The organism is Streptosporangium sp. NPDC003464, from assembly GCF_053588315.1.
Window position 1 is genome coordinate 1 of sequence record NZ_JBSFPS010000147.1, and the last position, 24,810, is coordinate 24,810.

The following is a 24,810-nucleotide window of genomic DNA, read 5'->3' on the forward strand; positions in this document are numbered from 1 at the left end:
CGGGTCCCGGGGCGCGGGCCGTGCTCGCCGGGCTCAGACCCGGCGCTTCTTGCGAGCGGCGCGGACGATCGCGGCGGTGCCGAGGACCGCGACGGTCGCGCCGGCGGCGGTGAGCGTCGCCTCCTTGCCGGACAGGCGGCGCCCGACGACCGTGTGCCGGCCCTCGCGCAGTTCCAGGAGCTGCGCGAAGGCGGCCTCGTTGCTCCACAGCGGTTTCCAGCCGGCCGTCCGCAGCGCGGCGCAGTCGACCACCCACGGGTAGACGACGTAGTGCAGGTCGGTGGCCGGGGCCGGGGTGACGCCCAGCCGGTGCAGGCGCTGGGCGGTGCCGAAGGTCAGCCCGGCGGGCAGCTCGAAGCGGCGCAGGCCGGAGAGCTCCTCCACCTGGTCCTGCTCCAGCCAGCCGTCGCTGCCCACGGCCACCACCCCGGAGACCGCGCCGAGCGCGGCCATCTCCAGCGCCGCGACCAGGTCGTCGATGTGGCAGAACTGCCAGCGGGGGCTGCACCCCTTGACGCTGAGCAGCCTGGGCGACTCGAAGTGACGGGTGACCACGCTGTCGACGCCCGGGCCGACCACGGCGGCAGGCCGCAGGACGGTCACCTCAAGGCCGGGATGGCTGCGCAGCGAGCGCCGGACCAGTGCCTCGATCTCCAGATGGTCGCCGACCATGCCGGTGTCGGGTTCGGCGGCCACCGGGGAGTCCTCGGGCAGCGGGACGGGGTTGTCCGGCGCCGCGCCGTACACCATGGCGCTGGTGACCAGCACGACACGGCGCACCCGGGCGGCGGCGCTGGCGGTGAGCACCGTCTGGGCCGCGCGCAGGTTGTAGGCGCGTCGCTCTCCGGAGTCGGCGTCGAGCGCGTAGTCACCACCCAGGTGGACGAGCACGTCTATGTCAGAGATCCGGTTCGCCAAGAGCGGATCTCGGACGTCGAGCACCCGCCAGGTGACGTCGGGCACGTCGCCGCGCTGCTCGTCGATGGCCACGACTCGGCGGAAATCCGCAGACGAGGCGACCTTCGCGAGGAATGCGCGGCCGATTCCCGAGGCCGCGCCGGTGACGGCGACGACCGGGGGCCGGAGGCGTTTCGAGGTAGGCACCATGTCCTCACTTTGCACTGACCCGCCATGCGACGGATAACGTGGCGGATGTGGACTCCTCCATCCTGCACGAGGTAGAGCTGTGACTGACTTGCCAGGTCGGGAAAACGACCCCAACGAGAATCCGTTCGCCATGTTCGGCGACCCGGAGCAGATCGCAGCGGCCATGCGCCAGTTCGCCGACATGCTCTCCGCGCCACCGAGCTCCGGTCCCGTCAACTGGGACATGGCGAAGAACATCGCCCGGCACGTCGTGGCCGCCGAGGGCGACCCGAGTGTCATGGAAGGCGAGCGGCGCCAGATCGTGGACGCCCTCAACCTCGCCGACCTGTGGCTGAACGAGGCGACGGCGCTCCCCAGCGGGGTGAGCAACCCGCAGGCGTGGAGCCGGTCGGAGTGGATCGAGAAGACCGTCCCCGTCTGGCGGCAGCTCTGCGACCCGATCGCGGCCCGCATGGTCGAGACCATGAGCGGCACCCTCGGCGCCGCCGGCCTGCCCGCCGAGGCCCAGGCCATGGCCGGGCCGCTGATGGGCATGATGAAGCAGATGGGCGGCATGATGGTCGGCCAGCAGATCGGCCAGGCCATCGGCTCGCTCGCCCGCGAGGTGATCGGCTCCTCCGACATCGGCCTGCCGCTGTCGGACAACGCCGCCCTGCTGCCCGGCGGCATCGCCGCCTTCAGCCAGGGGCTGGAGACGCCCGCCGAGGAGATCCGGCTCTATCTGGCCCTGCGCGAGGCGGCCCACCACCGGCTGTTCCAGCACGTGCCGTGGCTGCGCGCGCACCTGCTCGGCGCCGTGGAGGAGTACGCCAGGGGCATCACGGTGGACGTGTCCGCCCTCGAGGAGCAGCTCCGCGGCCTCGACATCAACAACCCCGAGCAGCTCCAGCAGGCGCTGAGCGGCGGCAACCTGCTCAAGCCCGAGGAGACCGACCGGCAGAAGGCCGCCCTGGCCCGGCTGGAGACCATGCTCGCCCTGGTCGAGGGCTGGGTCGGCACGGTCGTCGACGGCGCCGCCGACGGCAAGCTGCCCTCCTCGGCCGCGCTGGCGGAGACCGTACGGCGCCGCAGGGCGACCGGTGGTCCCGCCGAGCAGACCTTCGCCACGCTCGTCGGCCTTGAGCTGCGCCCCCGCCGCCTGCGTGAGGCTGCGGCCCTGTGGCAGGCGCTGGAGGCCGACCGCGGCGTCGACGGCCGCGACGCGGTCTGGAACCACCCCGATCTGATGCCCACCGCCGACGATCTCGACAATCCCGAGCGCTTCGTCCGGGGAGAGCCCGAGTTCGACCTGTCCGGCTTGGAGGCGTCCCTGCGGGAGCCCCGCGCCGAGGACGGCGAGGGCGACGAGGACGACAGGGGCGAGGGCAAGGGCGACCCGGCGTGAGCCTGCGCGCGCACGCGCAGGACGTGCTCACGGCGTGGGCCGCGCCGACGGCGCAGGAGGAGCTCCTGCGCAAGGAGTTCCTGGGGCACGTGCACGCCCACGAGGACGCGATGTGGCGCGAGTGCGTGCCTGGTCACCTGACGGCCACGACCGCGGTGCTCTCCCACGACGGCGAGCGGGTGCTGCTGACGCTGCACCCCAAGGCCGGGATGTGGCTGCCCATGGGCGGTCACTGCGAGCGCGGCGACGCCTCGCTGGAGGCCGTGGCGCTGCGGGAGGCCACCGAGGAGTCCGGCATCCCCGGTCTGCGGCTGCTGCCGGGGCCGCTCGCCCTCGACCGGCACCGGGTCTGGTGCCACCCGCCGCACAGCCACCACCTGGACGTGGAGTACGGCGCGGTCGCCCCGGCCGACGTCGAGGCCGTGATCAGCGACGAGTCGCTCGACCTGAGGTGGTTCCCGGTGGACGGGATCCCCGAGCTCTCCGACGAGGCGACCCGCCGGCTGGCGCGCCGCGCGCGGGAGGTCCTGCGCTCCCTCTGACGCCCTCGCCGCCCCTGAGCACTGTTTTACGCTCCGCTCACACCCCCCTGGATATCGTCCCGCTCACGGGGCGTGACGAGCGGAGCGTGGCGACGTGAGCGTTGACACAACCGGCCGGGGCGTGGGCGGCGCGATCGTGACGCCCGCGCGGCGGCGCCGGCGGATCCCCAGAGTCCTCGCCTGGGCGGTGGTCGTGCCGTTCGCCGCCTGGGCCGTGGCCCGGGTCGCCGGGCTGGAGCGGGGATCGTTGGCCACCCAGCTCATGACCGGCACTCCGTACGTGGCGGCGGGCTCGCTCGTCCCCGTGCTGCTGGCCGCGCTGGCCCGGGGCCGCGCGGTCGCGGTCGTCGCGCTGGTCACCGCCGCGGCGCTCGGTCTCAGCGTCCTGCCGCGGGCCGTCGGCTCCGCGGAGGGCGGCTCCGGGACGCCGCTGCGGGTGCTGACCCTCAACATGTTGTTCGGCGGCGCCGACCCCGCGACCGTGATGGACCTGGTCCGGCGGTTGAGACCGGATGTGCTGAGCACCCAGGAGCTGACTCCGGAGATGGTCGGCAGGCTCGACGCGGCCGGTCTGCGGGAGCTCCTGCCGCACCGCCTGCTGGCCGCGGACGAGGGCGCGCGCGGCAGCGGCCTGTACGCCAGATATCCGCTGACCCCGCTGGAGGACCTGTTCCGGCCGATCGGGCACAACATGCCCGCCGCCGCGATCACCCTTCCCGGCGTCAAGCCCGTCGAGCTCGTCGACGTGCATCCCTACGCACCGCTGGGTGAGGACGTGCGGGAGTGGGAGGCGGCGCTGGAGGCCCTTCCCCCGGCCGTCCCCGACAGGGTCCGCGTCCTCGCCGGCGACTTCAACGCCAGCCTCGACCACGCCGCCCTGCGCCGTCTGCTGAGCCGGGGATACGCGGACTCGGCCGACCGGGTCGGTCAGGGGCTGAGGCCCACCTGGCCCGCCAACAGGCGCCTCCCGCCGCTCATCACCATCGATCACGTGATGGTGGACCAGCGGGTGAAGGTGGCCGGGGTCAGCGTCCACACCGTCCCCGGCACCGACCATCGGGCCGTCTTCGCCGACCTGCGCCTGCCGGGGCCGTGACCCGGCTCACACCGACAGCAGCGCCCTGGTGCTGTCCCAGCCCTCGAGGCCGGGGTCCAGCCTCGCGAGGTCGCCGGGGGCGCGCAGGCGGTGCCAGCCGGGCCCGGTGGCGACCGTCCGCGGGCCGGGCGCGGCCGCGCGCAGCGCCTTGACCGGGTCGTGGTCGTCAAACCCGGCGGCGGCCCAGTCGGGGTAGGGCAGATGGGCGGCTATCGCCACGGCGCCGCCGTCGGCGGCCGGGCAGAGGGCCACCTTGGCCCGGCCGAGCGCGCGGAAGAGCTTGCCGATCAGCAGCGGGGGCAGGTCGGGGGCGTCGCCGCTCAGCAGGACCGCCTGCCCGCCGTACGGCAGCGCCTCGAAGGCGGCCCGGACCAGGGCCTCTCCGGACAGGTCGGGGATCTCGACGACCGGGGTCCCCGGCCAGACGATCTCCTCCATCCCCGGGACGCTCGTCACCAGGACCGGCGAGACGTGGTCGAGCCCGGCGGCGATCTCATAGGCGTCTTCGGCCACGGCCATCAGGAAGTCGGCGGGGTCGACCCCCGGCGGGGCCGCTCGCGCGATCGAGGGCGTGACGACGACCGCCACCACCCGCTCTCCGGTCAACACTCCTCCGCGGTGCCATTGGCCGCCATGGAGAACCCCTCAAGGAATCCTCGTGCCCGCTCGGCTTTGGGATAGTGTTCCACCAGCGCCCAGAACCGGGGGCCGTGGCTGGGCACCAGCAGGTGCACGAGCTCATGCATGATCACATAATCGACCACCCACGAGGGCATGCCCCGCAGTCGCGTGGAGAGCCTGATGGTGCCGTGGTCGGGGGTGCACGAGCCCCAGCGGTGCTGCTGATTGTCCACCCATCGCACGCTTGACGGGTTGGCCCGGCCGTCGAGATAGCGCGCCGACAGCTCGCTGGCCCGCTCGAGCAGGTCATCGTCCGAGGGGCGTCTTCGCTGCTCCTTGGCCGCGAGCCGGTCGAGCATCCGCCGCACCCATTGCTCTTCATCGGTGCTGCTCAATCCGGCGGGGAGCAGCACGATCGTTTTCTCGCCGTCGCGGTACGCGGAAACCGTCCGCCGGCGACGAGAACTTCGACGGACCTCGACTGTCTCGGGGGGCACATATGAACGGTAGCCGAGAATGACGAATTCACACCAGAGGGCAGAACACGTTCTGGCTGGTCAATCCCCGTTCGTCGATTGTTCAGCGAGACCGATCGGTTATGGCTGCGACTTATCTAATTAACCTGGATATCGCCTGTCTCAGGAGTTGCCGAATCGCGGGGCCCGCCGTTCTCTGTGCGCCGCCAGCCCTTCAAGCATGTCGGCTGAGGCCATCGTGACCGGTTGGGCGAGGGATTCCCAGCGCAGCGCGGCGTCGAGGTCGGCGTGCCCGCCGCCCGCGAGGGCGACCTTGGTGAGCCGGGTGGCGATGGGCGCGTTCGCGGCGGTCCTGGACGCGATCTCCAGCACCTCCGCCGTCAGGGACTCGCGGGGGAAGGCCCTGGTGACCAGTCCGGCCGCCGCCGCCTCGGCGCCCAGCAGCACCCGCCCGGTCAGCAGCATCTCCCTGGCGACCCACACCCCGGCGACCCGGGGCAGCAGGTAGGTGGCCGCCATTCCGGGATGCAGGCCGAGCGAGGTGAAGGGGACGGCGAGCCTGGCGTCATCGGCGGCGTAGACCAGGTCGCAGGCGAGGGCGGCGCACAGCCCCGCCCCGATGGCGGCGCCGTTGACCGCGGCGATGGTCGGCACCTCCAGGTCCGCGATCGCCAGCCAGGTGCGGTAGAAGCCGAGCATCCGGTCGCGCAGGTCGGGCACGCTCTCGACGCCGCGCTCGGCGAGCCAGGACAGGTCTCCCCCGGAGCAGAACGCGCTCCCGGCCCCGGTGACGACCACGCACCGCACGTCCCGGTCACGGCGGAGCGCGGCGATCTCCTGCCGCCACCGCTCGGTCATCCCGTCGGTCATCGAATTGCGCCGGTCCGGGCGGTTGAGGGTGAGCACCACGACGCCGTCGTCCCGCCGGTCGACCAAGAGCTCATTCATGCCGGGGAGCGTAATGCACGGAAGTCGTCCACAGGCGGTGCGGGAGTTATCCACAGGCGGCGGGAAATCCGCCCGGAGCCTCACGGAGGCATGGCACGCTGGCACGCCTCCACCCGGTGGTACAGCTCCGCCGGCACGCCCCCCGAGGAAAGGCCGTCTCATGAGACCACGCCTGAAGCCCGCGCTGCGCAGGGTCGCGCGCGACGAGCGCACCCTGCAGTTCGGTCTGCACCCCCGGCACGCGGTGGTGCTGGCCGATCTCGAACCCGAGGTCCGCCGCTGGGTCGAGAGCCTGGACGGCGTGCGGGATCTCGCCGGCGTGCTGGCGGGCGCGGCCGAGGCCGGGATCGGCGCGGAGCGCGGCCGGACCCTGCTCGACCTGCTGGTCAGGCGGGGCGTCGTGGACGACGCCGGGGCGCCGCCCGGCCCGCTGCGCGCGCTCTCGGTGGCCGAGCGGGACCGGCTCCAGCCCGACCTGGACGCGCTGTCCCTCTCCCCCGGCACGACCGACGGCGGGCTCGCGACTCTGGAGCGCAGGCGCGAGGCCCAGGTGCGCGTATACGGGGCGGGCCGGGTCGGCGCGCAGATCGTCGCGTTGCTCGCCGCCTCCGGGGTCGGCCGGCTCTGCGTCGTCGATCCCGGCACGGCCCGCCCCCGCGATGTCGTCCCCGGCGGGCTGAGCTGGGCCGAAGTGGGGATGAGCCGGCAGGACGGCGCGGTCGCGGTGGCCAGGTCCCTGGCGCCCGGGCTCACCGCGTGGACCGGCGCGGGCGCCTCCCAGCTCGCCGACGGCGCCCGCAGGCCCGACCTGGCGATCCTCGCGCCGGTGGAGCCGCTGGACGGCCTGCTGGTCGGGGAGCTGCTCGACTGGAAGGTGCCGCACCTGCTGGTGACCGCCTTCGAGGGCTCCGGATCGGTAGGGCCACTGGTGCTGCCTGGGCGGAGCACATGCCTGCAGTGTCTAGATTTGAGTCGACGCGACCGCGACCCCGGGTGGCCGGTCGTCAGTGCCCGCCTGGGAGGCTTCCCCGCAGGGGAGATCGCCTGTGGCGCGGTGGTGTCGACGCTGGTCGCGGCGGTCGCGGTCGGTCATGCGCTTGCTCTGCTCGACGGGGGTGAGCCAACTGTGACCAACGGCACATTAGATGTATTGCCTGATTGGAGCTGGAAGCGGCGATCCTGGAGTGTTCATCCGCAATGTCGTTGCTTCCGAAACGACATGGGTTCGCTAACAATGGTCGCGTCGGCTACCTGCCGCTGATAGACACCACACCGAAGGGAGGGAGCGGCGTCTCGCTGTACGGCGGACACGCCGCAGACCAAAGGTGAGTGACCTTCCGCGCCGCGCCGTTGCGCGCTCCGCCAAACTGGCGGCCCTCCCCATCGGGTTCGCCGGCCGCACCGCCCTCGGGCTGGGAAAACGGATCGGGGGAAAATCCGCAGAGATCGTCGCCCAGGAGATCCAGGAGCGCACCGCAGAGCAGATCTTCAAGGTTCTGGGAGAGCTCAAGGGCGGGGCGATGAAGCTCGGCCAGGCGCTGTCCATCTTCGAGGCCGCGCTGCCCTCGGAGATCGCCGGCCCCTACCGCGCCACCCTGACCAAGCTCCAGGACGCCGCCCCGCCGCTGCCGGCCGCGACCGTGCACAAGGTCCTCGTCGAGCAGCTCGGGGACGACTGGCGGGAGAACTTCCGGTCCTTCGAGGACCGGCCGACCGCCGCCGCGTCGATCGGGCAGGTGCACAAGGCCGTCTGGCACGACGGCCGGACGGTCGCGGTCAAGATCCAATATCCGGGGGCGGGCAAGGCGCTGCTGTCCGACTTCACCCAGCTGGCCAGGCTCGGCAAGCTCTTCGGCGTGCTGCTGCCCGGCCTCGACATCAAGGCCGTGCTCAGCGAGCTGCGCGAGCGGGTGGTCGAGGAGCTCGACTACCTCCGCGAGGCGGAGGCCCAGCACGCCTTCGCGCTGGAGTTCAAGGACGACCCCGACTTCCTGGTCCCGGACGTCATCGCCGCCAACGAGCAGGTGCTCGTCTCCGAGTGGGTGGACGGCACCCCGCTGTCGCGGATCATCACCGACGGCACCAAGGAGGAGCGCGACCGCGCGGGGCTCCTCCTCGTCCGGTTCCTGTTCTCCTCCCCCGCGCGGGTGGGCATGCTCCACGCCGACCCCCATCCGGGAAACTTCCGGGTCATGGACGACGGGCGGCTGTGCGTGCTCGACTTCGGGGCCGTCAACCGGCTGCCGGACGGCTACCCTCCGGTCTTCGGGAAGCTGACCCGCATCTTCAACAACGGCGACATGGAGAACGTGGTCCAGGGCCTGCGCGACGAGGGTTTCATCCTCCCGCACATCGAGGTGGACATGGAGGCGCTGCGGGCCTTCCTCGCCCCCTACGTCGAGCCGACCGCGGTCGAGGAGTTCACCTTCAGCCGGGAGTGGCTGCAGCACCAGGCGGCCACTGTCACCGACCTGCGCCCCGGCAACGTCGTGCGCCAGCTCAACCTGCCGGTGTCCTACGTGCTCATCCACCGGGTCCACGCGGCCGGGGTGGGAGTGCTCTGCCAGCTCGGCACCACCGCCCGTTTCCGCCAAGAGGTGATTCGCTGGGTCCCCGGCTTCGCCGAGGAGGATCCCGGAGAGCGCGCGGTCGCCGCAAGCTGACCCTGAGGCGTCCCCGCAGCCCCCGGGCACCCCGCAGGTCCGGGGATCCCGCAGGCGTGCCTCCCCGCCCCCATGAGGGCCTTCCCCGTAAGGCCCGCGGGTTGCCTCCATCGGCGTATGTGCCATGGGTTACCTCCGTCGGCGCCCTCGGGCCCGGGCAGGAGACAGGGACATCCTCCGGGGATTCCGGACGGCCTCATGAGAACCAGGGGTGCCCTTGCGGCCCGGGTATGGCTGCCGACATGGCCGTGGCGACGTTGAAGAACGGGCACCGGACACGGCCATGGGCATGACGGGGAGGCCGTGGGCATGATGAGGGACGGTCAACCGGGCATGGCGGGGAGCCGGCACGGCCGGGATCGGGCGCGGCGGTGACCGGGTGGGGCCGGACAGCACGGAGGGGCGGCCCGTTCGGGACGGGCCGCCCCTCGGCGGTCATTATGCTGTCCGGCCGTGCTGCGCCGGTCCCTGCCGGGGACCGGACCGGGTCCTGCGGACGGGCCCCGGGCCTTACCGGTTCTCAGAGCCCCAGCCCTGTGGACGGGCCCCGGGCCTTACCGGTTCTCAGAGCCCCGGTACTGCGGACCGGACCCGGGCCACCGGTTCTCAGAGCTCCGGCACTGCGGACCGGACCCGGGCCTTACCGGTTCTCAGAGATCAGACCCGGCACTGCGGACCGGACCCGGCCTCTGCGGACCAGGTCCGGTCTCTTACCGGACCTGGCCTTACCGGACCGGGCCCGGTGCCCACTGGACCGGGCCTGGTCCTCGGCCGGGTCAGACGAGGCGCAGGAGCGCGTGGCGCAGGCGCGAGGAGGCGCGCTCCGCGTCACGACGGGCGCGCCGTACGCGCAGGACGCCGGAGATCAGGCGCTGCTCCTCCGCCTCGCGGTGGAGCGTCCGTATTCGGTCCCGGACCAATTCTTCTTGCATAGAGGACATGTCCAGGTTCCAGGAGACGGAGTGGTTCATCGGAAGTGGTCCTTTCAGGGACATCAAGGTTCTTGGGTTGATCAGGTGCTGGTCAGGCAGCGAGCGGAGTCTTGCGAGGACGTCCACGCGGACGCTTCCGCGGGACGACGGCTCCCCGGAGGACGAGCTCGCCGCCCCAGACGCCCCACGGCTCCTCGCGCTCGAGCGCGCGGGCCAGGCAGGCCTGCTGGATCGGGCAGCCTCCGCAGAGCGCCTTGGCGAACTCCACGTCCTCCGGAGACTCGGCGAACCAGAGGTCGGGGTCGGTACGACAGGGGATTGTGGCTTCGTCGATCAGGTCCATGACCGTCTGGGCCCCCATCTGCTTCACCTCTCTGTGTCAGGTGTTGATCTTCGATTACCTCTGGGTGGGGGTCAGGAATGACGCGGACAAACAAGAAGGCCGCGGATCCTGGTTGCGGATCCGCGGCCTGAAGGCTTTTCCTCCCGGTCAGGTTATGACCGGAGGTTGCCTCCAGGGATACGGACCACGCAGTCCACCGTTTCGGGCGTGCTTGGTCGGTGCGTAGCCGCCGGCATCCGGGATCCGGACTGCCGGTGCGCCTGCCGCCGGGAAGGCGATCAGGGTGCTCGGACGGCCGGCCACGATCTGGACGCGGGCAGACTGCTCCTGCTGAAGCTGAGCGGCCGCACCAACCGTGAGGATGGCCTGGCTGCCGCAGGGCAGGGTGGTGCTGTGGAACGCGGAAGCGAGCCCGTACTGGGCCGACATCATGGTGTTCTTCACAGCGGACTCACCTCCATTCGTGGATCGTCGGACAGGACCGTCCGACTTGCTTGACCATGACCCTAAACCCGGGTGCCGGGAGTGGGCAACATATTTTCTACCTGCAGTTTTACACCTAACTCACGCGGATCATGGCCTCCTGCACCACCGACACCGCCAGTTCGCCGGATCGGGTGAACATCTCTCCCCTGGCCAGTCCGCGGGCCGCCCCCGACCACGGTGACTCCTGGGCGTAGAGCATCCAATCGTCCACCCGGAAGGGACGGTGGAACCACATCGCGTGGTCCAGGGAGGCCCCGGAGACGTTGGAGGCCCCCCAGGCGAGGCCGTGGTTCAGCAGCACGGTGTCCACCAGGGTGAAGTCCGAGGCGTAGGCGGCGAGCACCACGTGCAGCAGCGGGTCGTCGGGGAGCTCGGCGTCGTAGCGGAACCACACGTTCGTCTCCGAGCCGCGCAGCGCCGGGTCCCGGTGGGCCTCCCACGTCAGGGGGGTCACGTATCTGGCGTCCACCGGGCGCGGCCGGGTCAGCCACTCCCGCCACGGTGAGTCCTCCCCCACGACCTCCAGGATCCGCTCCTGGAGCATGGGCAGGCTCTCCGGGGCGGCCACCTCCGGCATGATCGCGGCCTGGTGCTCGACGCCCTGCTCCAGGATGTGGAAGGAGGCCGACATGGTGAATATCACCTTGCCGTGCTGGATGGCCGAGATCCGGCGGGTGGTGAACGACCGGCCGTCGCGGACCCGCTCTACGTTGTAGACGATCGGGACCGCCGGGTCGCCGGGCCGGATGAAGTAGGCGTGCAGCGAGTGCACGTAACGCTCCGAGGGCACCGTACGGCCGGCCGCCACCAGCGCCTGGGCGGCCACCTGGCCGCCGAACACCCGTTGGATGCGCTCCTCGGGGCTGCGTCCCCGGAAGATGTCGAGCTCGATCTGCTCCAGGTCGAGCAGGTCCAGCAGCTCCTTGAGCGCCTCGTTCACGCGTCCTCCGTCTGATCCTCGGCAGCACGGCAGAGGGCGATGACCGCCTCGCCGTACCGCTCTAGTTTGACGCGTCCTATCCCGGTGATGGCCAGCAGGTCCTGTTCGGAGGCCGGCGCCCGCTCGGCGATCGCCTGCAGGGTGACGTCCGTGAAGATCACGTAGGTCGGGACCTTGGTCTCCTTGGCGACGCTGGTGCGCCATGCCTTCAGACGCTCCAGCAGAGCCTCGTCGTAGTCGGCCGGACAGCCGGCGCACCTGCCGAGCTTCTGCTCGGCGGCGGCGACGAGGGTCTTGGCGCAGATCCGGCAGCTCACCGGCGCGGCGACCGTCCGGCGGTCCTTGGGCGCGGGCGAGAAGGCGCGGCTCGACGCGGCCGGGCGGCCCGTGAGGCCGTCGAGGAAGCGGGAGGGCCTCCTGGAGCGGCGGCCCCCCGGGGAGCGCGCCAGCGCCCACGACAGCGTCAGGTGGGCCCTGGCCCGGGTGATGCCGACGTAGAGCAGCCGGCGCTCCTCCTCGATCTGGTCGGGTGTCTCGGCGTAGACGATCGGCAGCATGCCGTCGGTGACGCCGACCAGGAAGACCGCGTCCCACTCCAGGCCCTTGGCCGCGTGCAGCGAGGCCAGCGTCACCCCCTCGACCGGCGGCGCGTGCTGCTCGCTGGCCCGGCGCTCCAGCTCCGCCACGAAGGCCGGCAGGTCCCCGCCTTCGGCGGCGATGTCCTCGGCGAGGTCGGCCAGGGCCCTCAGCGACTCCCACTTCTCGCGGGCCTTGCCACCTCCCGGGGCCTCGGGGGTCAGGCCGATGCCGGAGAGGATGTGGTGGACCGTCGGGGCCAGCTCGTCGTCGTCCGCCGCGGAGCGGGCGGCGCCGCGCAGCAGCACGACGGCCTGGCGGACCTCGGGACGCTCGAAGAAGCGGTCGGCGCCGCGCAGCAGGTAGGGGATGCCCGCCTTGGCGAAGGCCTGCTCGTAGACCTCGGACTGGGCGTTGACCCGGAACAGCACGGCGATCTCGCGGGTCGGCACGCCGCTGTCGGCGAGCTTGCGCACCGCTCGCGCCACCCCCTCGGCCTCGGCGGGCTCGTCGTCGTATTCGGCGAAGACGGGCTCGGGGCCGTCGGGGCGCTGGGCGATCAGGGCGAGTTTGTGCGGGGTTCTCGACCTGTCGAGCAGCCGGTTGGCCAGGGACACCACCTGGGGGGTGGAGCGGTAGTCGCGGACGAGTTTGATCACGGCGGCGTCGGGGTGCTCGACCGAGAAGCCGGTCAGGTAGCGGGGGGTCGCGCCGGTGAAGGAGTAGATCGTCTGGTTGGGGTCGCCGACCACGCACAGGTCGTCGCGCCCGCCGAGCCAGGTGTCGAGCAGCAGCTTCTGCAGCGGGTTGACGTCCTGGTATTCGTCCACGACGAAGTAGCGGTACTGCTGGCGGATCTGGGCGGCCACCTCGCGGTGCTCGGTCATCACGGCGGCGGTGAGTTCGAGGATGGTCTCGAAGTCGACGAGGTGCCGTTCGCGGCGGAGCCTCTCGTAGGCGTCGAAGATCCGGAAGACCTCTTCGGCCGGGACCGGCGGGGTCCGGCCGGCCTTCCTGGCGGCCTCGGCGTAGTCCTCCGGGCCGACCTGGGTGACCTTGGCCCATTCGATCTCCGAGGCGATGTCCCGCAGCTCGGAGCGGTCCGGGTTCTTGCGGATGGCGCGGCAGGCGTCGACCAGCAGCGGGAGCTTCGACTCGATCACCCGGGGCGGCTCTCCGCCGATGACGCGCGGCCAGAAGTAGGTGAGCTGGCGCAGCGCGGCGGCGTGGAAGGTGCGCGCCTGCACCCCCGGCGTGCCGAGCTGCCGCAGGCGCTGCCGGAGCTCCCCGGCGGCGCGTGTGGTGAATGTCACCGCCAGCACGCTCTGCGCGTCCACCACCCCGCTGCGTACGGCGTGCGCGATGCGGTGGGTGATCGCCCGCGTCTTGCCGGTGCCCGCTCCGGCGAGCACGCAGACCGGACCTCGGACGGCCTGCGCCACCTCACGCTGCTCGGGATCCAGCCCCGCCAGAACGTCGTCGGGCTCCACGGAGACTCCTTACGGCCGGGTAACGGGTCGGAAGGGAACATCCTTCCAGCCGGTGGTCAAGCATCGCCCATTCTGGCAACATGCCGCCGTCAACCTATGTCGTTCGCTGAGATGCACAGACAGGCCTGTTTACCCCACAATGGGGAACGAACTGTGCCTTGGGGGAAGGAAGAGACCCGTGCGAACTGTGGTAACCGTGAGTGCCCTTGCCCTGGCGGCACTGGTGATCACACCCGCCGCGGTGCACGCCTCCCCGAGCGCGCACGCGGCCGCGGCGGATCCCTCGCAGCCGGGCGCAAGGTCGGCCGCGCATGCCACGCCGGCGCCGAGGGTCGCCTCCAGGGCCGGGGCCACCGCGGAGACCACGTCCGCACCGGCGCCCGGGACCACGGCGAAGACCGCGGCCACACCGACACCCGGGACCACGGCGAAGACCACGTCCGGGACCAAGAGCACAACCGGGACCACGGCGAAGACCACGTCCAGGGCCGCGGCCGGGGCCGCCGGGACGGCGAGGCGGGGTGATCCGACGCCCACCCCGACGCCCACCCCCACGCCGACGTCGACGTCGTCCACCGGGGCGACCGACCCGCTGCTGCAGGACGTCTCCGTCGACACCGTCTCCTACGGCCCGCACCCCCGCCAGCGGATGGACGTCTGGCACCACTCCGACGGTCTCGTCCGGCCGGCTGTCTTCCTGATCCACGGCGGCTGGTGGTCCTCCGGGGACAAGAAATACATGACCGCGGTGAGCCGCAGCTACGTCGAGCAGGGCTACACGGTCTTCAACATCAACTACCGTCTCTCCAGCGACGCGGCCTGGCCGGCCCAGCGCACCGACACGCTCGACGCCATCGCGACCGCGCGCAGGCACGCCCTGCTGTGGGCCTTCGACCCGGCCAACTACGTGGTCGTCGGCTTCTCGGCCGGAGGCCATCTGGCCACCGCCGTCGGCACCTACAAGAACGGCCTGCCCGGCCTGCGCGGCGTGGTGGGCGTCTCCCCGGTGGTCTCACCGCTCACCGCCTACAACGAGGGCGCCGACACCCTCGACTCCAACAAGCGCAAGCTGCGCGAGTCGGCCGTCCGCCTCGCCGGGGGCTGCGAGCCCGGCAAGTGTCCCCGGATCTGGAACAGCATGGAAGTGCCGCTGCACGCCAGCCGCGGCGACGCGCCTGTCCTGACCGTGCACTCGCAGGACGAGTTCGTGCCCGTCGAGCACAGCCTGCGGCTCAAGGACCGGCTGGCCCGGTTCGGCGTCAACATGACGGTGATGGCCGAGCCCGGCGTCGAGCACAGCTCACCGCTGTACCGGCTGCCCGGCGTGGCCGAGTCGGTACACGCCTGGATCGCCGCCAGGTTCTCCTGACCGGCCCCCGCCGGCCGGGCCTACGGCCGGCGGGAAGATGAACGGCTCTCGCTTTGTTGCCATGAGCGCCGAACATCACATGAGGGGATTTTCACGAAATGGCGCTGACTGTTTACACCACCACCTGGTGCGGCCCCTGCAAGCGGCTGAAGACCCAGCTCACCCGCGAGGGCATCTCCTACAAGGAGATCGACATCGAGCGCAACCCGGACGCCGCGCAGTTCGTCATGAGTGTCAACAACGGCAACCAGACCGTCCCGACCGTGCTGTTCGACGACGGCACGGCCGTGACCAACCCCTCGGTGATCGAGGTCAAGGCCCGTCTGCGGGTCTGATCACCAGTCTCCGGTCAACGGCCCGCCGTACCAGGTCTCGATCAGCCTGCGGGCGATCGAGACCTCTGACGGCAGGCGCACCTCACCGCTCTCCAGAGCGGCCAGCAGCTCGGCCCGGCTGAACCAGCGGGCCTCGGCGATCTCCTCGAAGTCGAGGACGAGCTCGGTCGAGACGGCCCGCGCGAAGAAGCCCAGCATCAGGCTGCGCGGGAACGGCCAGGGCTGGCTGCCCAGGTAACGGGGGTCGACGACCCGCACGCCGACCTCCTCGATCACCTCACGGGCCACGGCGTGCTCCAGCGACTCGCCCGGCTCGACGAACCCGGCGAGCACCGACAGCCGCCCCTCGGGCCACTGCGGCCCCCGGGCCAGCAGGCACCGGTCGGCGTCGTCGTGGACCAGCATGATCACCGCCGGGTCGACCCGGGGGAAGTGCTGGCTGCCGTCCTGGAGGCAGACCCGCACGTGCCCGCCCGCCCGCACCTCGGTGCGGCTGCCGCATCTCGGGCAGAACTCGTGGCTGGAGTGCCATGCCTCCAGCGCGACGGCGTAGACCAGGAGCCCGGCGTCCAGGTCGCCCAGGAGCGGGCCCACCTGGCGGAGCCCGGCGGCGACGGGCTCTCCCTCCCGCAGCGCCGACGGGGCGAGCGGGGCGACGATCCGGTTGAAGGAGTCGTCATGGGCGACGCCCGTCAGCGGGGCCGACACGGCGAAGTAGGCGATGCCCTCGGCGTCCACGCCGAGCAGGTAGCGCTCGCCCTCGGGTGCGTCGGCGGTGGGCAGCAGCACCAGGGCCGCCCCGTCTCCGTTCCGCCGGATCAGCGCCTGCCCGTCGTCGACGACCACGACCCGGCTCGCGCCGTCCGTCCACGTCCGCTCGAACCATTCGGCGTCACCGCGGAGCGCCGCCGAACGGTCGATGGCGCTGCGTGCGAGCAGCAGCGGCCCCAACAATCCCTCTTGTGTCGTGATCTCCACGTCGTCCCGCCTCCCAGACCGAGTGGACATCCTACGCCGCAGAACAGAGCCGGTTTCCTGGCTCCCCCCGATCTCGCCGGATCATCCGGACGAGACCGAATACGCGAGGACGGCAGCGCGATGATCTCTGCCCGGCTAAGATACAGCGAGTTAGGTTAGGCTTACCTGATACCGGGGGTCCCTGCATTGCGGCTGTACCTCACCGCGCTCAAACCGACCGACTCGGTCACGGACGGGTTCCTCCCGGCGGCACGCGTCCTGGGCTGCGACGTCACGATCCTGACCGACCGGCCGGAGCACCACCTGGACACGGGGACCGAGGTGCTCCGCTGCGACGTCCGCGACGCGCGAGCGGTGATCGACATCATCGCGCACCATCACGCTCCGGACGCGGTTTTCTCCAATTCCGACCACATCCAGGCGGAGACCGCCCTCGCCGCCGCCTACTTCGGCCTGCCCGGCAAGGACTGGCGGGCCTGCGTCGCCACCAAGAACAAGGCGCTCACCCGGCGCCGGCTGGCGGCGGCCGGGGTCGAGACCGTCCGCTCCGTACGGCTGGCACCGGGCGACCCGGTCCCGCCGGAGGTGCCCTTCCCCGCCGTGGTCAAGCCGCGCGAGGGCGTGGCCAGCGAGGACGTGGTGCTGGTGGGGGACGCCGGCGAGCTCGCGGCGGCCGTGCGGGCGATCCGGGACCGGCGGCCGGGCGAGGCGCTGGTCGTGGAGGAGTATCTCGACGGCCCCCTGCACACCCTGGAGACGCTCGGCGACGGGCGGAGCGTCGAGGTGCTCGGCGGCTTCCGGACCACCCTCGGACCGCCGCCGCACTTCGTGGAGGAGCGGCTCGACTGGGAGCCCCCGCCCGGGCGGGACCACGTGCTGCGGGCGCTGGAGGCGCTGGGGGTGGGCTTCGGGGCCTGCCACACCGAATACGTCATGACGCCCGCCGGGCCGCGGATCGTCGAGGTCAACTACCGGGTGATCGGCGACCACTGCGACTTCCTCGTCGCCGGCCTGCTGGGCATCCCGCTGTTCGAGCGCGTCCTCGCCCTCCACCTGGGATCGGGGCTGGAGGACACGGGCCCGGCCTCGGGGGCCTCCGGGGCGCACGGGACCGCGCTGAGCCTGGTGGCCGACCGGCCGGGGACCGTGGTGGCCGCCCCGGGCACGGTCGTGCCCGTAGCAAGCGACCGAGTCAGGCTCTGGCACCGGCCGCTGCGCGCCGTGGGCGAGCGGATCGAGCTGAGCAACACCAACCGCGACTACCTGGGGATCGTCCGCGCGATCGGTCCCGACCGGGCCAGTGTGGACGCGGCCGTCGCGGCGTTCACCGCCGGGAGCCCATGGGTGATCGCATGATCGGCGGACCGGCCGCGGGCGGGCGGGAGCCGTACCTGGCCACCCGTGTCCTGGACGCGCTGCTGCGCGAGAACTACGGCGGCCTGGCCGGGCGGGTGACCCGGAGCAGGGACGGCGTCGCGCTGCTGCTGCCCGGGGGCCGCAGGGTACGGCTGACGCCGGGGGCGCTGTTCCAGGACTTCGTGGTGGCCCCGGAGGAGGCGCTCCGCCTGGAGGAGGTCCTGCGCACCCTGCGGGAGATCTCCGCCCCGGCCGACGCCGCCGGGGTCGAGGCGTTCGTCCGGGAGTGCCACGAGGCGCTGCGCGCCCTCGACCTCCACGACGCCCGCCGCGACGAGGTGTTCGCCCGGCTCGGCCAGGGCCTCCCGGCCGCCGCGCGGTCCTTCGGACGGTCCGGCACCGTGCGCTACGAGGCACTGGCGGCCTCCGTCGACCATCCGGTCTACCCGACGGCACGCTGCCGGGCCGGGCTGTCGGACGAGGAGCTGACGGCCTACGCGCCGGAGTTCGCGCCCGTCTTCGAGCTGCGCTGGGCCGCCGTGCCCGGGGAGCGCGCGGCCGGGGCGGCGCCGCCGTTCGCGCCGGAGTTCCCGGTGGTCGGGCTGGCGCGGGAACTGGCCGAGACGCACGTGCTGTTCCCGGTGCATCCGCTGACCGTCCCGGCGGTCGAGGAGGTCCCGTGGGCGGTCATGGCGCCGGAACCACACCTGGAGGTCAGGCCCACGCTCTCGATGCGCACGGTCGTGGTCGACCGGGACACGCACCTGAAGCTGCCGCTGGCCACCAGCACGCTCGGGCTGCGCAACCGGCGGTCGATCAAGCCGGACACGCTGGCCGACGGGGCGCGGGCCGAACGGCTGCTGCGCGAGATGCCCGACCCCGGGGTGCTCCTGGCCGACGAGCAGACCTACGGCCACGCGGGCCACGAGTATCTGGGCTGGCTCGTGCGCCGCCTGCCGGCGGGCGAGATCGTCCCGGTGGCCGCGCTGCCCGCCCCCCTTCCGGGCGGCGGCCTCGTGGTGGAGGAGCTCGCCGGGCGATGGTACGGCGGGGACGTGACGCGCCTGCTCACCGAATACCTGCGGCTGCTGTTCGGCTTCCACGTGCGGCTCTTCGTCCGGTACGGCACCGCGCTGGAGGCCCACCAGCAGAACCTCTCCCTGGTGCTGGGGGAGGGCCCCGCCAGACTGCTGATCAAGGACAACGACGGGCTGCTGGCCTCACCCGACCGGCTGCGCGCCGCGGGGCTCGCGGTGCCGGACTTCGCCGACCGGCGGATGCTGACCGACGACCCGCACGCGCTCGCCGACGTGTTCGTCACCATCACCCTGCACCTGGCCGCCGCGGCGGTGACCTTCGGCGCGCTGCCGTCGCCGCAGGCCGCCCGGCTGGTCCGCGACGCGCTCAGGGAGGCGCTGGCCGAGCACGGGGACGACCCGATGGCCAGGTTGCTGCGGGCCAGGACCCTCGACGCCGCCCGGCTCGTCGGCAAATCGATGGTCACCGCCGGGACCCTGGTGGACAAGGCACGCACCGGGGCACGCGATGTGAACAAGTTCTACGGCACCAGCGGCCCCAACTACCTGCGTCAGCCCCCTCAGGCCATCCAGACCCTGATCATGCGAAGGACGCGATGACCAGCCTCGCACTCGATTTCTCTCCAGCCGCCGTCGCCGAGGAGGCGTCGCTGGCGGCCCTGCTGCGCTGCTGCGTCAGGGAGGTGGCCGGACCTCGCGGACAGGTCTGGCACGCCGAGCCGTACGTGCTGCTGCGCGTGGCCGGCACCCTGCTGCGGGCGCGGACGCACGGCGGGCTCGCGCTGCGTTTCGAGGGCACCCCTGAGCGGCTGGAGCACGGCTGCTGGCAGCCGCTCTCCGCGGACCTGCTCGTCCGGCTCGTCGAGACGGAGCTGGAGGGGGGCAACAAGGAGTTCGCGGCGCAGGTGGCGGCCAGCCGGAGCGCCATGACCACGCTGCTGGCGGTCCGGCGGGACGCCCCGCCGCCGGCGGACCCGTGGCTGGCCTCCGAGCAGGGGCTGGTACTGGGGCATCCGTTCCATCCCAGCCCGAAGGCGCGCGGCGGCGCCGACTGGCTGCGCTACGCCCCCGAGGCGCACGCGAGCTTCCCGCTCCGGCTGCTCGGGGTCCGGGACGACGTGCTGGCCGAGGAGGGCGACACCGGCCCGCTGGACGGGCTCGGCCCGGCCCCGCGGGGCTACGCGCTGCTGCCCGCGCACCCGTGGCAGCTCGACCTGCTCGCGGCGGAGCTCGCCGCCCCGCTGGCCGACGGGCGGCTGATCGACCTGGGCCAGGGCTCGCGGATGGCGGTCCCCACCTCGTCGGTCCGCACGGTCTACGAGCCGCTGATCGACCGGTGCCTGAAGTTCAGCCTGGACGTGCGGATCACCAACTGCGTCAGGAAGAACTCCTGGTACGAGCTGGCGGGCGCGGTCGAGCTGACCCGGCGTCTCGGGCCGGTGTTCCGGGACCTCTCGGCCGGGTTCCCCGGCACCCGCTGGCTCCCCGAACCCGGTTACCGCTCCGCCGACCTGGGCACCCGGCTCCTGGAGGGGCTGGGCGTGATCATCCGTGCGAGCCCGTGGTCGGTCTGCCGCCCCGGGGTGACCCCCCTGCTGAGCGGCGCGCTGGCCGTGCCCGGCGAGCCTCCGGCCGAACCCGTGCGCTGGTGGCGCGCCTACGTGGAGCGGGTCGCGCTGCCGGTGCTCGACGCCTACCTGAGCCATGGCGTGGTGCTGGAGCCCCACCTGCAGAACGTCCTGGTCGGCGTGGACGCGGCCGGCCTGCCGGTGGAGGCGGTCTTCCGCGACATGGAGGGCACCAAGCTCGTCGCCGGCCGCCACGACCTGTCCGGACTGCCGGAGCGGGTCGCCGAGGCGCTCACCTACGACGCGGCCGGCGGCTGGGACCGGGTGGTCTACTGCCTGATGGTCAACCACCTCGCCGAGATCGCCGCCTCCCTCGCCGGGTCCGGGTCCACGCGGGAGCTGTGGGCGGCGGCCGGTGAGGTGCTGGCCGGATACGCCGACTCGGTGGGATGGCCGCAGCCCCTGTCGGACCTGCTGGCCGGGGCGCCGCTGCCGGCCAAGGCCAACCTGTCGGTCCGGTGGGCACGCTCGGCCGACCGCTCGGCCGGATACGTGCCGGTGGCCAACCCGCTGGCGGTGCTCTCGTGATCCAGAACCCTCCGAACCGGGGCGACGTGTTCCCGGACAGCCCGCTGCCGGGCGGCCTGACGGCGGACGGCCTGCCCGCCTACGTCTACGATCTCGGCGCGCTCGACGGGCACGCGGCCGCCGTACGGGCCGCGCTGCCGGGCATCGAGCTGTACTACGCGGTGAAGGCCAACCCCGACCCGGAGCTGCTGCGGGTGCTCGCCCGTCACGTGGACGGCTTCGAGGTCTCCTCCGGCGGGGAGCTGGCGCACGTGCGCGGGCTGTTCCCCGGCGCCGCCGTGGCACTTGGCGGCCCGGGGAAGACCGACGCGGAGCTGTCCGCCGACGTCACCCGGCTCCACCTGGAGAGCCCGAACGAGCTGCGCCGGCTCCTCGCCTCGGGGCGCCGCGCCGACGTGCTGCTCCGGGTCAACCTCGACGTGCCCGTGGCCGGGGCGTCGCTGACCATGGGCGGCGGCGCGACGCCGTTCGGCATGGACCCGGCCGGGATCGCCGAGTGCGTCGCGCTGCTGTCCGGCCAGAGCTCGGTACGGCTGCGCGGCGTCCACGCCCATCTGGCCAGCGGCCTGGCGGCCCCCGCGCTGCTGGAGCTGGCGGCGGCCGTACTGGAGTACGCACGGGAGCTGGGCGTCACGGAGATCAACCTCGGCGGCGGCATGGCGGTGTCGTACGCCGACCCGGACGCGCGGTTCGACTGGCGCTCCTACGGCGAGGGCCTGGCGGGGCTGCGCCGCCCCGGCGAGGTGCTGCGGATCGAGCCGGGACGGGCGCTGTCGGTCTACTGCGGGCGGTACGTGACCCGGGTGATCGACGTCAAGCGGGTCCACGGCGAGCTGTTCGCGGTGGTCGCCGGGGGCACCCACCACCTGCGCACCCCGGCCACCAAGGGGCACTCCCAGCCCCTGGCCGCGCTGCCCCCGGGCGAGCCGGTCACGATCGTCGGCCAGCTCTGCACGCCCAAGGACGTCCTGGCCCACCGGGTGCCGGTCCGCCTGGCGCCCGGCGACGTCGTGGAGTTCACCATGGCCGGGGCCTATGCCTGGAACATCTCCCACCACGACTTCCTGATGCACCCGGAACCCGGCTTCCGCTATCTGTCCCCCGAGCTCGCCGGCCGGGAGAGCTGAAGGCGGAGCCTCCGGGTGCGCGGTCGTCATCGCGTGGTCGTGGCGGGACGTGGGTCGATGAGCGCCGAGCCGAAGACCCATGGGGAGGTCTGGGTGATGAAGTCACCCGGGAATCCGAGTGTGAAGTCGGTGGCCTGTTCCAGGTGGGCGACGCTTTCGGGTGGGAGGACGAGGTCGAGGGCGGCGAGGTTGTCGCGGAGCTGGTCGACACGGCGTGCCCCGATGATCGGGTGGACAGCGCGGGAGCGGCTCATCGTCCAGGCGATCGCTACCTGTGAAGGCGTGGCACCGAGGTCGTCGGCGACCTCCTGCACGACTCGGGCGACGGCGTGGTCCCGAGCCGAGACAGAGTCAGCGGTCAGCCGGCTACCGGCCACGGGCCCGTCCGGGCGGGTGTATTTGCCGGACAGCACCCCGCCGGCCAGCGGGCTCCACGCGGTGACGCCCAGCCCGAGGGACTCGGCCATCGGCAGCAGCTCACGCTCGATGTCGCGCTGAAGCAGGCTGTAGGGGACCTGCAGGCCGATGAACGGGCTCCAGCCGTGCCACTGCGCCAGTGTGTTGGCGCGGGCCACGACCCACGCGGGGGCGTCGGAGATCCCCACGTACAGCACCTTGCCTGCCTGGACCGCGTCGTCCAGCGCGCGCATGGTCTCCTCGATCGGCGTGTCACGGTCCCACATGTGCACCCAGTACAGGTCCACGTAGTCCGTGCGCAGCCGACGCAGGCTGGTCTCCAGCGACGCCCGCAGGTTCTTACGGTGGTTCCCGGCGGCGTTGGGGTCGGCGCGGTCGCGGGACACGGTGTACTTCGTGCCGAGCACGAACGACTCTCTCCGGCCTTTCAGCAGCTCGCCGAGGATCTGCTCGCTGGCTCCGTCGCGGTAGTTGATCGCGGTGTCGATCACGTTGCCGCCGGCCTCGGCGTAGAGGTCCAGCATCCGCCGGCACTCCGGCAGCGGTGCGCCGACCCCGCCCTGCTCGCCGAAGGTCATCGCGCCCAGGATCAGGTCGGAGACTCGCAGCCCGCTCGTGCCCAAGGTGCGATATCTCATGCTGTCGCCGACCCGCTGAACAGTTCTGCGGCCCGGGAGACGATCTCATCGTGCGGCACGTCCCGCACGTGCTCGTCCAGCGCCCAGCGGTGCCCGAACGGATCCAGCAGCTGGCCGGTGCGGTCACCCCAGAAGGCGTCGTGCACCGGCGTGAAGACCGTGGCTCCTGCCTGCAGCGCCCGCGCCCAGGCCGCATCGACGTCCGGGACCCGCAGGTGCAGGGCGGCGGAGGTGCCACCGAGACCGGCGGGCGAACGCATGCCCAGCGCGGGCATCTCACCGGCTACCGCCAGGACGGTGTCGCCGAGCAGGAGCTCCACGGTCAGCGTACGGCCGTCGGGAAGCGTGACGCGGTCCGTTTCCCGCGCGCCCAGGGCTTCGGCATACCAGGTGGCGGCCTGGTCCGGGTCGGTGACGACCAAGTGGATCGCTATCTGTGCCATGACTTGGACCATACATACTGTATGGACGCCATGTCCATACAGTATGTCCGTACATGCCGTCGTTATGCTGGATCGCATGCCTTCCAAGCACACCGCTCGCGCCGCCCGTCGATCCGGACCGGCGCCGGGGTCCGCCGAGCTACGGGAGCGGATCTTGTCCGCGACGTGCGAGCTACTGCGGCAGCGCCGCTTCGACGCCCTCAGCGTGGCCGACATCCTGACTGCCGCCGAGGTCTCCCGGGCCAGCTTCTACTTCTACTTCCCCAGCAAGCAGGCCGTGCTCGGCGAGTTGGTGCGCGAGGCCGTGGCGCAGGGGCAACAGGCCGCGCAACCCTGGATCGGCGGGCAGCAGGACCCGGTCGCCGCGCTCCGTGCAGGCGTGCGGGACGGTGCCCGTCTGTGGCGCGCCAACGCGGGCGTTCTCATGGCGATCGTGGAGAGCTGGGGCTCGGACGAGGGCCTGCGAGCCCTGTGGCTCGAACAGATGGACCTGTTCACCGACGCCGCCGCGGGACGCATCCGATCCGACCCGAACGCCTGCCGGCGACTCGGCGACGTGGACATCCGAGCCGTCGCCGCCTCGCTGACCTGGCTCGGGGAACGGCTCTACTACCTCGCCGCAGCCGGAGTCCCTCCCTTCGACAACGAGGAAATCCTCATCGACACCCTCACCAACGCGTGGACTTCCACCCTTTACGGCCACCCGGTCACCCACCCGGGAACCCCGCCGCACCCGGTGACCGGAGCGCAGGAGCTCGGATAAGGCCAGGCGGCAACCGGCCGCCACCCACCGCACCCCGGCCGGAACCGGTCAGGAGGGCAGTGACTAGTCCTCCTTGACGTCCGGGCCGACGGCCGCGTGCTCGTCGTGACCGTGTTCGCTGTCGAGCGGGACCTTCTCGCCGCCGTAGGCCCTGCTCAGCTTCACACGGAGCTTGCCGAGCGGGCCGCGCATCCCCTTGGGCGGGATGCCGTCGCTGTCGAGCTGGGTCCTCTCGATGGTCGGGACCGCCGTCTTGCCCCGGACGTGGGCCTCGACGGCCTCGCTCTGCGAGACGTGGACCTCGATGTATTCACCCGAGGGCAGGCGCTTGATGACGCCGGACTCCACGCCGTGCCCGATGACCGCGGCGTCGTTGCGCTGCAGGCCCAGGCAGACCCGGTAGGTGATCATGTAGGCGAGCGCGGGGCCGACGAAGATCAGCACCCGGCCGACGTAGGTCGTCCAGTTCAGCGAGACGTGGAAGAACGAGGAGATCTCGTCGTTGGCGCCCAGCAGCCACAGGATGCCGTAGAAGGTGACCGCCGACATGCCGATCGAGGTGCGGTGCGGGTTGTTGCGGGGACGCT

At 72.1% G+C, this 24,810-nt stretch carries 24 protein-coding genes and 1 pseudogene; 12 read left to right on the forward strand and 13 right to left on the reverse strand.

What is annotated here, in order from left to right; translation table 11 throughout:
- Positions 1–33 precede the first annotated feature (33 nt).
- Complete coding sequence (locus ACWDS7_RS28425) at positions 34–1,107, reverse strand: NAD-dependent epimerase/dehydratase family protein (protein ID WP_306864308.1); 1,074 nt, start codon at positions 1,105–1,107, stop codon at positions 34–36.
- A 79-nt stretch (positions 1,108–1,186) separates the two neighbouring features.
- Here ACWDS7_RS28425 and ACWDS7_RS28430 point away from each other — a divergent pair, with 79 nt between their 5' ends.
- The 3 genes from ACWDS7_RS28430 to ACWDS7_RS28440 all read left to right on the forward strand — a co-directional run bounded on the left by ACWDS7_RS28430 (position 1,187) and on the right by ACWDS7_RS28440 (position 4,129).
- Complete coding sequence (locus ACWDS7_RS28430; protein WP_451931767.1) at positions 1,187–2,491, forward strand: zinc-dependent metalloprotease; 1,305 nt, start codon at positions 1,187–1,189, stop codon at positions 2,489–2,491.
- The gene (locus ACWDS7_RS28435; protein WP_306864303.1) at positions 2,488–3,033 is read left to right on the forward strand and encodes an NUDIX hydrolase; all 546 of its coding nucleotides are present in this window, start codon (positions 2,488–2,490) and stop codon (positions 3,031–3,033) included. Before ACWDS7_RS28430 ends, ACWDS7_RS28435 begins: the two co-directional genes overlap by 4 nt.
- Before the next feature lie 94 nt (positions 3,034–3,127).
- Positions 3,128–4,129, forward strand: coding sequence for an endonuclease/exonuclease/phosphatase family protein (locus ACWDS7_RS28440; protein WP_451931768.1), 1,002 nt, complete (start codon positions 3,128–3,130; stop codon positions 4,127–4,129).
- 6 nt (positions 4,130–4,135) lie between these two features.
- Here the strand turns inward: ACWDS7_RS28440 and ACWDS7_RS28445 are convergent, their stop codons facing one another.
- From ACWDS7_RS28445 to ACWDS7_RS28455, 3 genes are all read right to left on the reverse strand, one after another.
- Positions 4,136–4,735: a DUF2064 domain-containing protein gene (locus ACWDS7_RS28445; protein ID WP_306864297.1), complete on the reverse strand. Its 600-nt coding sequence runs from the start codon at positions 4,733–4,735 to the stop codon at positions 4,136–4,138.
- Positions 4,732–5,247 carry a M48 metallopeptidase family protein gene (locus ACWDS7_RS28450; RefSeq protein ID WP_451931769.1) on the reverse strand — a complete coding sequence of 172 codons (516 nt, stop codon included), beginning with the start codon at positions 5,245–5,247 and terminating at the stop codon, positions 4,732–4,734. The genes ACWDS7_RS28445 and ACWDS7_RS28450 overlap by 4 nt, the downstream gene beginning before the upstream one ends.
- 141 nt (positions 5,248–5,388) lie before the next feature.
- A complete protein-coding gene (locus ACWDS7_RS28455; protein ID WP_451931770.1) occupies positions 5,389–6,174 on the reverse strand; it encodes an enoyl-CoA hydratase/isomerase family protein in 786 nt (261 codons plus the stop codon).
- Positions 6,175–6,334: 160 nt separating this feature from the next.
- On the opposite strand from ACWDS7_RS28455, the gene ACWDS7_RS28460 reads away from it, so the two are divergent.
- Both ACWDS7_RS28460 and ACWDS7_RS28465 read left to right on the forward strand, forming a co-directional pair.
- Complete coding sequence (locus ACWDS7_RS28460) at positions 6,335–7,435, forward strand: ThiF family adenylyltransferase (protein WP_451931771.1); 1,101 nt, start codon at positions 6,335–6,337, stop codon at positions 7,433–7,435.
- A 64-nt stretch (positions 7,436–7,499) separates the two neighbouring features.
- Entirely contained in the window at positions 7,500–8,837 is a 1,338-nt protein-coding gene (locus tag ACWDS7_RS28465; RefSeq protein WP_451931772.1) for an ABC1 kinase family protein, read from the forward strand.
- A 776-nt stretch (positions 8,838–9,613) separates the two neighbouring features.
- Here ACWDS7_RS28465 and ACWDS7_RS28470 read toward each other — a convergent pair.
- The 5 genes from ACWDS7_RS28470 to ACWDS7_RS28490 form a co-directional block, all read right to left on the reverse strand.
- Positions 9,614–9,808, reverse strand: coding sequence for a hypothetical protein (locus tag ACWDS7_RS28470; protein ID WP_306864284.1), 195 nt, complete (start codon positions 9,806–9,808; stop codon positions 9,614–9,616).
- Positions 9,809–9,860: 52 nt separating this feature from the next.
- The gene (locus tag ACWDS7_RS28475) at positions 9,861–10,130 is read right to left on the reverse strand and encodes a WhiB family transcriptional regulator (protein ID WP_184753756.1); all 270 of its coding nucleotides are present in this window, start codon (positions 10,128–10,130) and stop codon (positions 9,861–9,863) included.
- A gap of 129 nt (positions 10,131–10,259) precedes the next feature.
- Complete coding sequence (locus ACWDS7_RS28480) at positions 10,260–10,556, reverse strand: hypothetical protein (protein WP_306864279.1); 297 nt, start codon at positions 10,554–10,556, stop codon at positions 10,260–10,262.
- A gap of 115 nt (positions 10,557–10,671) precedes the next feature.
- A complete protein-coding gene (locus tag ACWDS7_RS28485; protein WP_306864275.1) occupies positions 10,672–11,538 on the reverse strand; it encodes an acyl-CoA thioesterase in 867 nt (288 codons plus the stop codon).
- Positions 11,535–13,604, reverse strand: a complete 2,070-nt coding sequence (locus ACWDS7_RS28490) for an ATP-dependent DNA helicase UvrD2 (protein WP_451931773.1) — start codon at positions 13,602–13,604, stop codon at positions 11,535–11,537. Before ACWDS7_RS28490 ends, ACWDS7_RS28485 begins: the two co-directional genes overlap by 4 nt.
- A gap of 178 nt (positions 13,605–13,782) precedes the next feature.
- Here ACWDS7_RS28490 and ACWDS7_RS28495 point away from each other — a divergent pair, with 178 nt between their 5' ends.
- Both ACWDS7_RS28495 and ACWDS7_RS28500 read left to right on the forward strand, forming a co-directional pair.
- Entirely contained in the window at positions 13,783–14,973 is a 1,191-nt protein-coding gene (locus ACWDS7_RS28495; RefSeq protein WP_451931774.1) for an alpha/beta hydrolase, read from the forward strand.
- 98 nt (positions 14,974–15,071) lie between these two features.
- Complete coding sequence (locus ACWDS7_RS28500; RefSeq protein WP_306864267.1) at positions 15,072–15,308, forward strand: mycoredoxin; 237 nt, start codon at positions 15,072–15,074, stop codon at positions 15,306–15,308.
- Here ACWDS7_RS28500 and nudC read toward each other — a convergent pair whose 3' ends face one another.
- Complete coding sequence (nudC, locus tag ACWDS7_RS28505; RefSeq protein WP_451931775.1) at positions 15,309–16,286, reverse strand: NAD(+) diphosphatase; 978 nt, start codon at positions 16,284–16,286, stop codon at positions 15,309–15,311.
- 186 nt (positions 16,287–16,472) lie between these two features.
- On the opposite strand from nudC, the gene ACWDS7_RS28510 reads away from it, so the two are divergent.
- Genes ACWDS7_RS28510 through ACWDS7_RS28525 form a run of 4 tightly spaced genes read left to right on the forward strand, consistent with a single transcriptional unit; the run spans position 16,473 to position 21,962 of the window.
- Positions 16,473–17,642: an ATP-grasp domain-containing protein gene (locus tag ACWDS7_RS28510; RefSeq protein WP_451931776.1), complete on the forward strand. Its 1,170-nt coding sequence runs from the start codon at positions 16,473–16,475 to the stop codon at positions 17,640–17,642.
- Complete coding sequence (locus tag ACWDS7_RS28515) at positions 17,627–19,279, forward strand: IucA/IucC family protein (RefSeq protein ID WP_451931777.1); 1,653 nt, start codon at positions 17,627–17,629, stop codon at positions 19,277–19,279. The genes ACWDS7_RS28510 and ACWDS7_RS28515 overlap by 16 nt, the downstream gene beginning before the upstream one ends.
- A complete protein-coding gene (locus ACWDS7_RS28520) occupies positions 19,276–20,835 on the forward strand; it encodes an IucA/IucC family protein (protein ID WP_451931778.1) in 1,560 nt (519 codons plus the stop codon). The genes ACWDS7_RS28515 and ACWDS7_RS28520 overlap by 4 nt, the downstream gene beginning before the upstream one ends.
- Complete coding sequence (locus ACWDS7_RS28525; RefSeq protein ID WP_451931779.1) at positions 20,832–21,962, forward strand: alanine racemase; 1,131 nt, start codon at positions 20,832–20,834, stop codon at positions 21,960–21,962. The genes ACWDS7_RS28520 and ACWDS7_RS28525 overlap by 4 nt, the downstream gene beginning before the upstream one ends.
- A 26-nt stretch (positions 21,963–21,988) precedes the next feature.
- On the opposite strand, the gene ACWDS7_RS28530 is transcribed toward ACWDS7_RS28525, so the two are convergent.
- Positions 21,989–23,017 (reverse strand): aldo/keto reductase, encoded by a 1,029-nt coding sequence (locus tag ACWDS7_RS28530; RefSeq protein WP_451931780.1) that lies wholly within the window; start codon positions 23,015–23,017, stop codon positions 21,989–21,991.
- Positions 23,014–23,460: a VOC family protein gene (locus ACWDS7_RS28535; RefSeq protein WP_306864247.1), complete on the reverse strand. Its 447-nt coding sequence runs from the start codon at positions 23,458–23,460 to the stop codon at positions 23,014–23,016. The genes ACWDS7_RS28530 and ACWDS7_RS28535 overlap by 4 nt, the downstream gene beginning before the upstream one ends.
- A 76-nt stretch (positions 23,461–23,536) precedes the next feature.
- On the opposite strand from ACWDS7_RS28535, the gene ACWDS7_RS28540 reads away from it, so the two are divergent.
- Positions 23,537–24,223 carry a TetR/AcrR family transcriptional regulator gene (locus tag ACWDS7_RS28540; protein WP_451931781.1) on the forward strand — a complete coding sequence of 229 codons (687 nt, stop codon included), beginning with the start codon at positions 23,537–23,539 and terminating at the stop codon, positions 24,221–24,223.
- A 63-nt stretch (positions 24,224–24,286) separates the two neighbouring features.
- Here ACWDS7_RS28540 and ACWDS7_RS28545 read toward each other — a convergent pair.
- Positions 24,287–24,810 (reverse strand): annotated as a pseudogene (locus tag ACWDS7_RS28545) (ubiquinol-cytochrome c reductase cytochrome b subunit); the annotation flags it as partial.

What these genes read in the sequence shown, in the direction of transcription:
- ACWDS7_RS28425 (WP_306864308.1), bottom strand. Translation starts at nt 1,107, where the DNA reads ATGGTGCCTACCTCGAAACGCCTCCGGCCCCCGGTCGTCGCCGTCACC.
- ACWDS7_RS28455 (WP_451931770.1), bottom strand. Translation starts at nt 6,174, where the DNA reads ATGAATGAGCTCTTGGTCGACCGGCGGGACGACGGCGTCGTGGTGCTC.
- ACWDS7_RS28460 (WP_451931771.1), top strand. Translation starts at nt 6,335, where the DNA reads ATGAGACCACGCCTGAAGCCCGCGCTGCGCAGGGTCGCGCGCGACGAG.
- ACWDS7_RS28470 (WP_306864284.1), bottom strand. Translation starts at nt 9,808, where the DNA reads ATGAACCACTCCGTCTCCTGGAACCTGGACATGTCCTCTATGCAAGAA.
- ACWDS7_RS28475 (WP_184753756.1), bottom strand. Translation starts at nt 10,130, where the DNA reads ATGGGGGCCCAGACGGTCATGGACCTGATCGACGAAGCCACAATCCCC.
- ACWDS7_RS28500 (WP_306864267.1), top strand. Translation starts at nt 15,072, where the DNA reads ATGGCGCTGACTGTTTACACCACCACCTGGTGCGGCCCCTGCAAGCGG.
- ACWDS7_RS28515 (WP_451931777.1), top strand. Translation starts at nt 17,627, where the DNA reads ATGGGTGATCGCATGATCGGCGGACCGGCCGCGGGCGGGCGGGAGCCG.
- ACWDS7_RS28520 (WP_451931778.1), top strand. Translation starts at nt 19,276, where the DNA reads ATGACCAGCCTCGCACTCGATTTCTCTCCAGCCGCCGTCGCCGAGGAG.
- ACWDS7_RS28530 (WP_451931780.1), bottom strand. Translation starts at nt 23,017, where the DNA reads ATGAGATATCGCACCTTGGGCACGAGCGGGCTGCGAGTCTCCGACCTG.
- ACWDS7_RS28535 (WP_306864247.1), bottom strand. Translation starts at nt 23,460, where the DNA reads ATGGCACAGATAGCGATCCACTTGGTCGTCACCGACCCGGACCAGGCC.
- ACWDS7_RS28540 (WP_451931781.1), top strand. Translation starts at nt 23,537, where the DNA reads ATGCCTTCCAAGCACACCGCTCGCGCCGCCCGTCGATCCGGACCGGCG.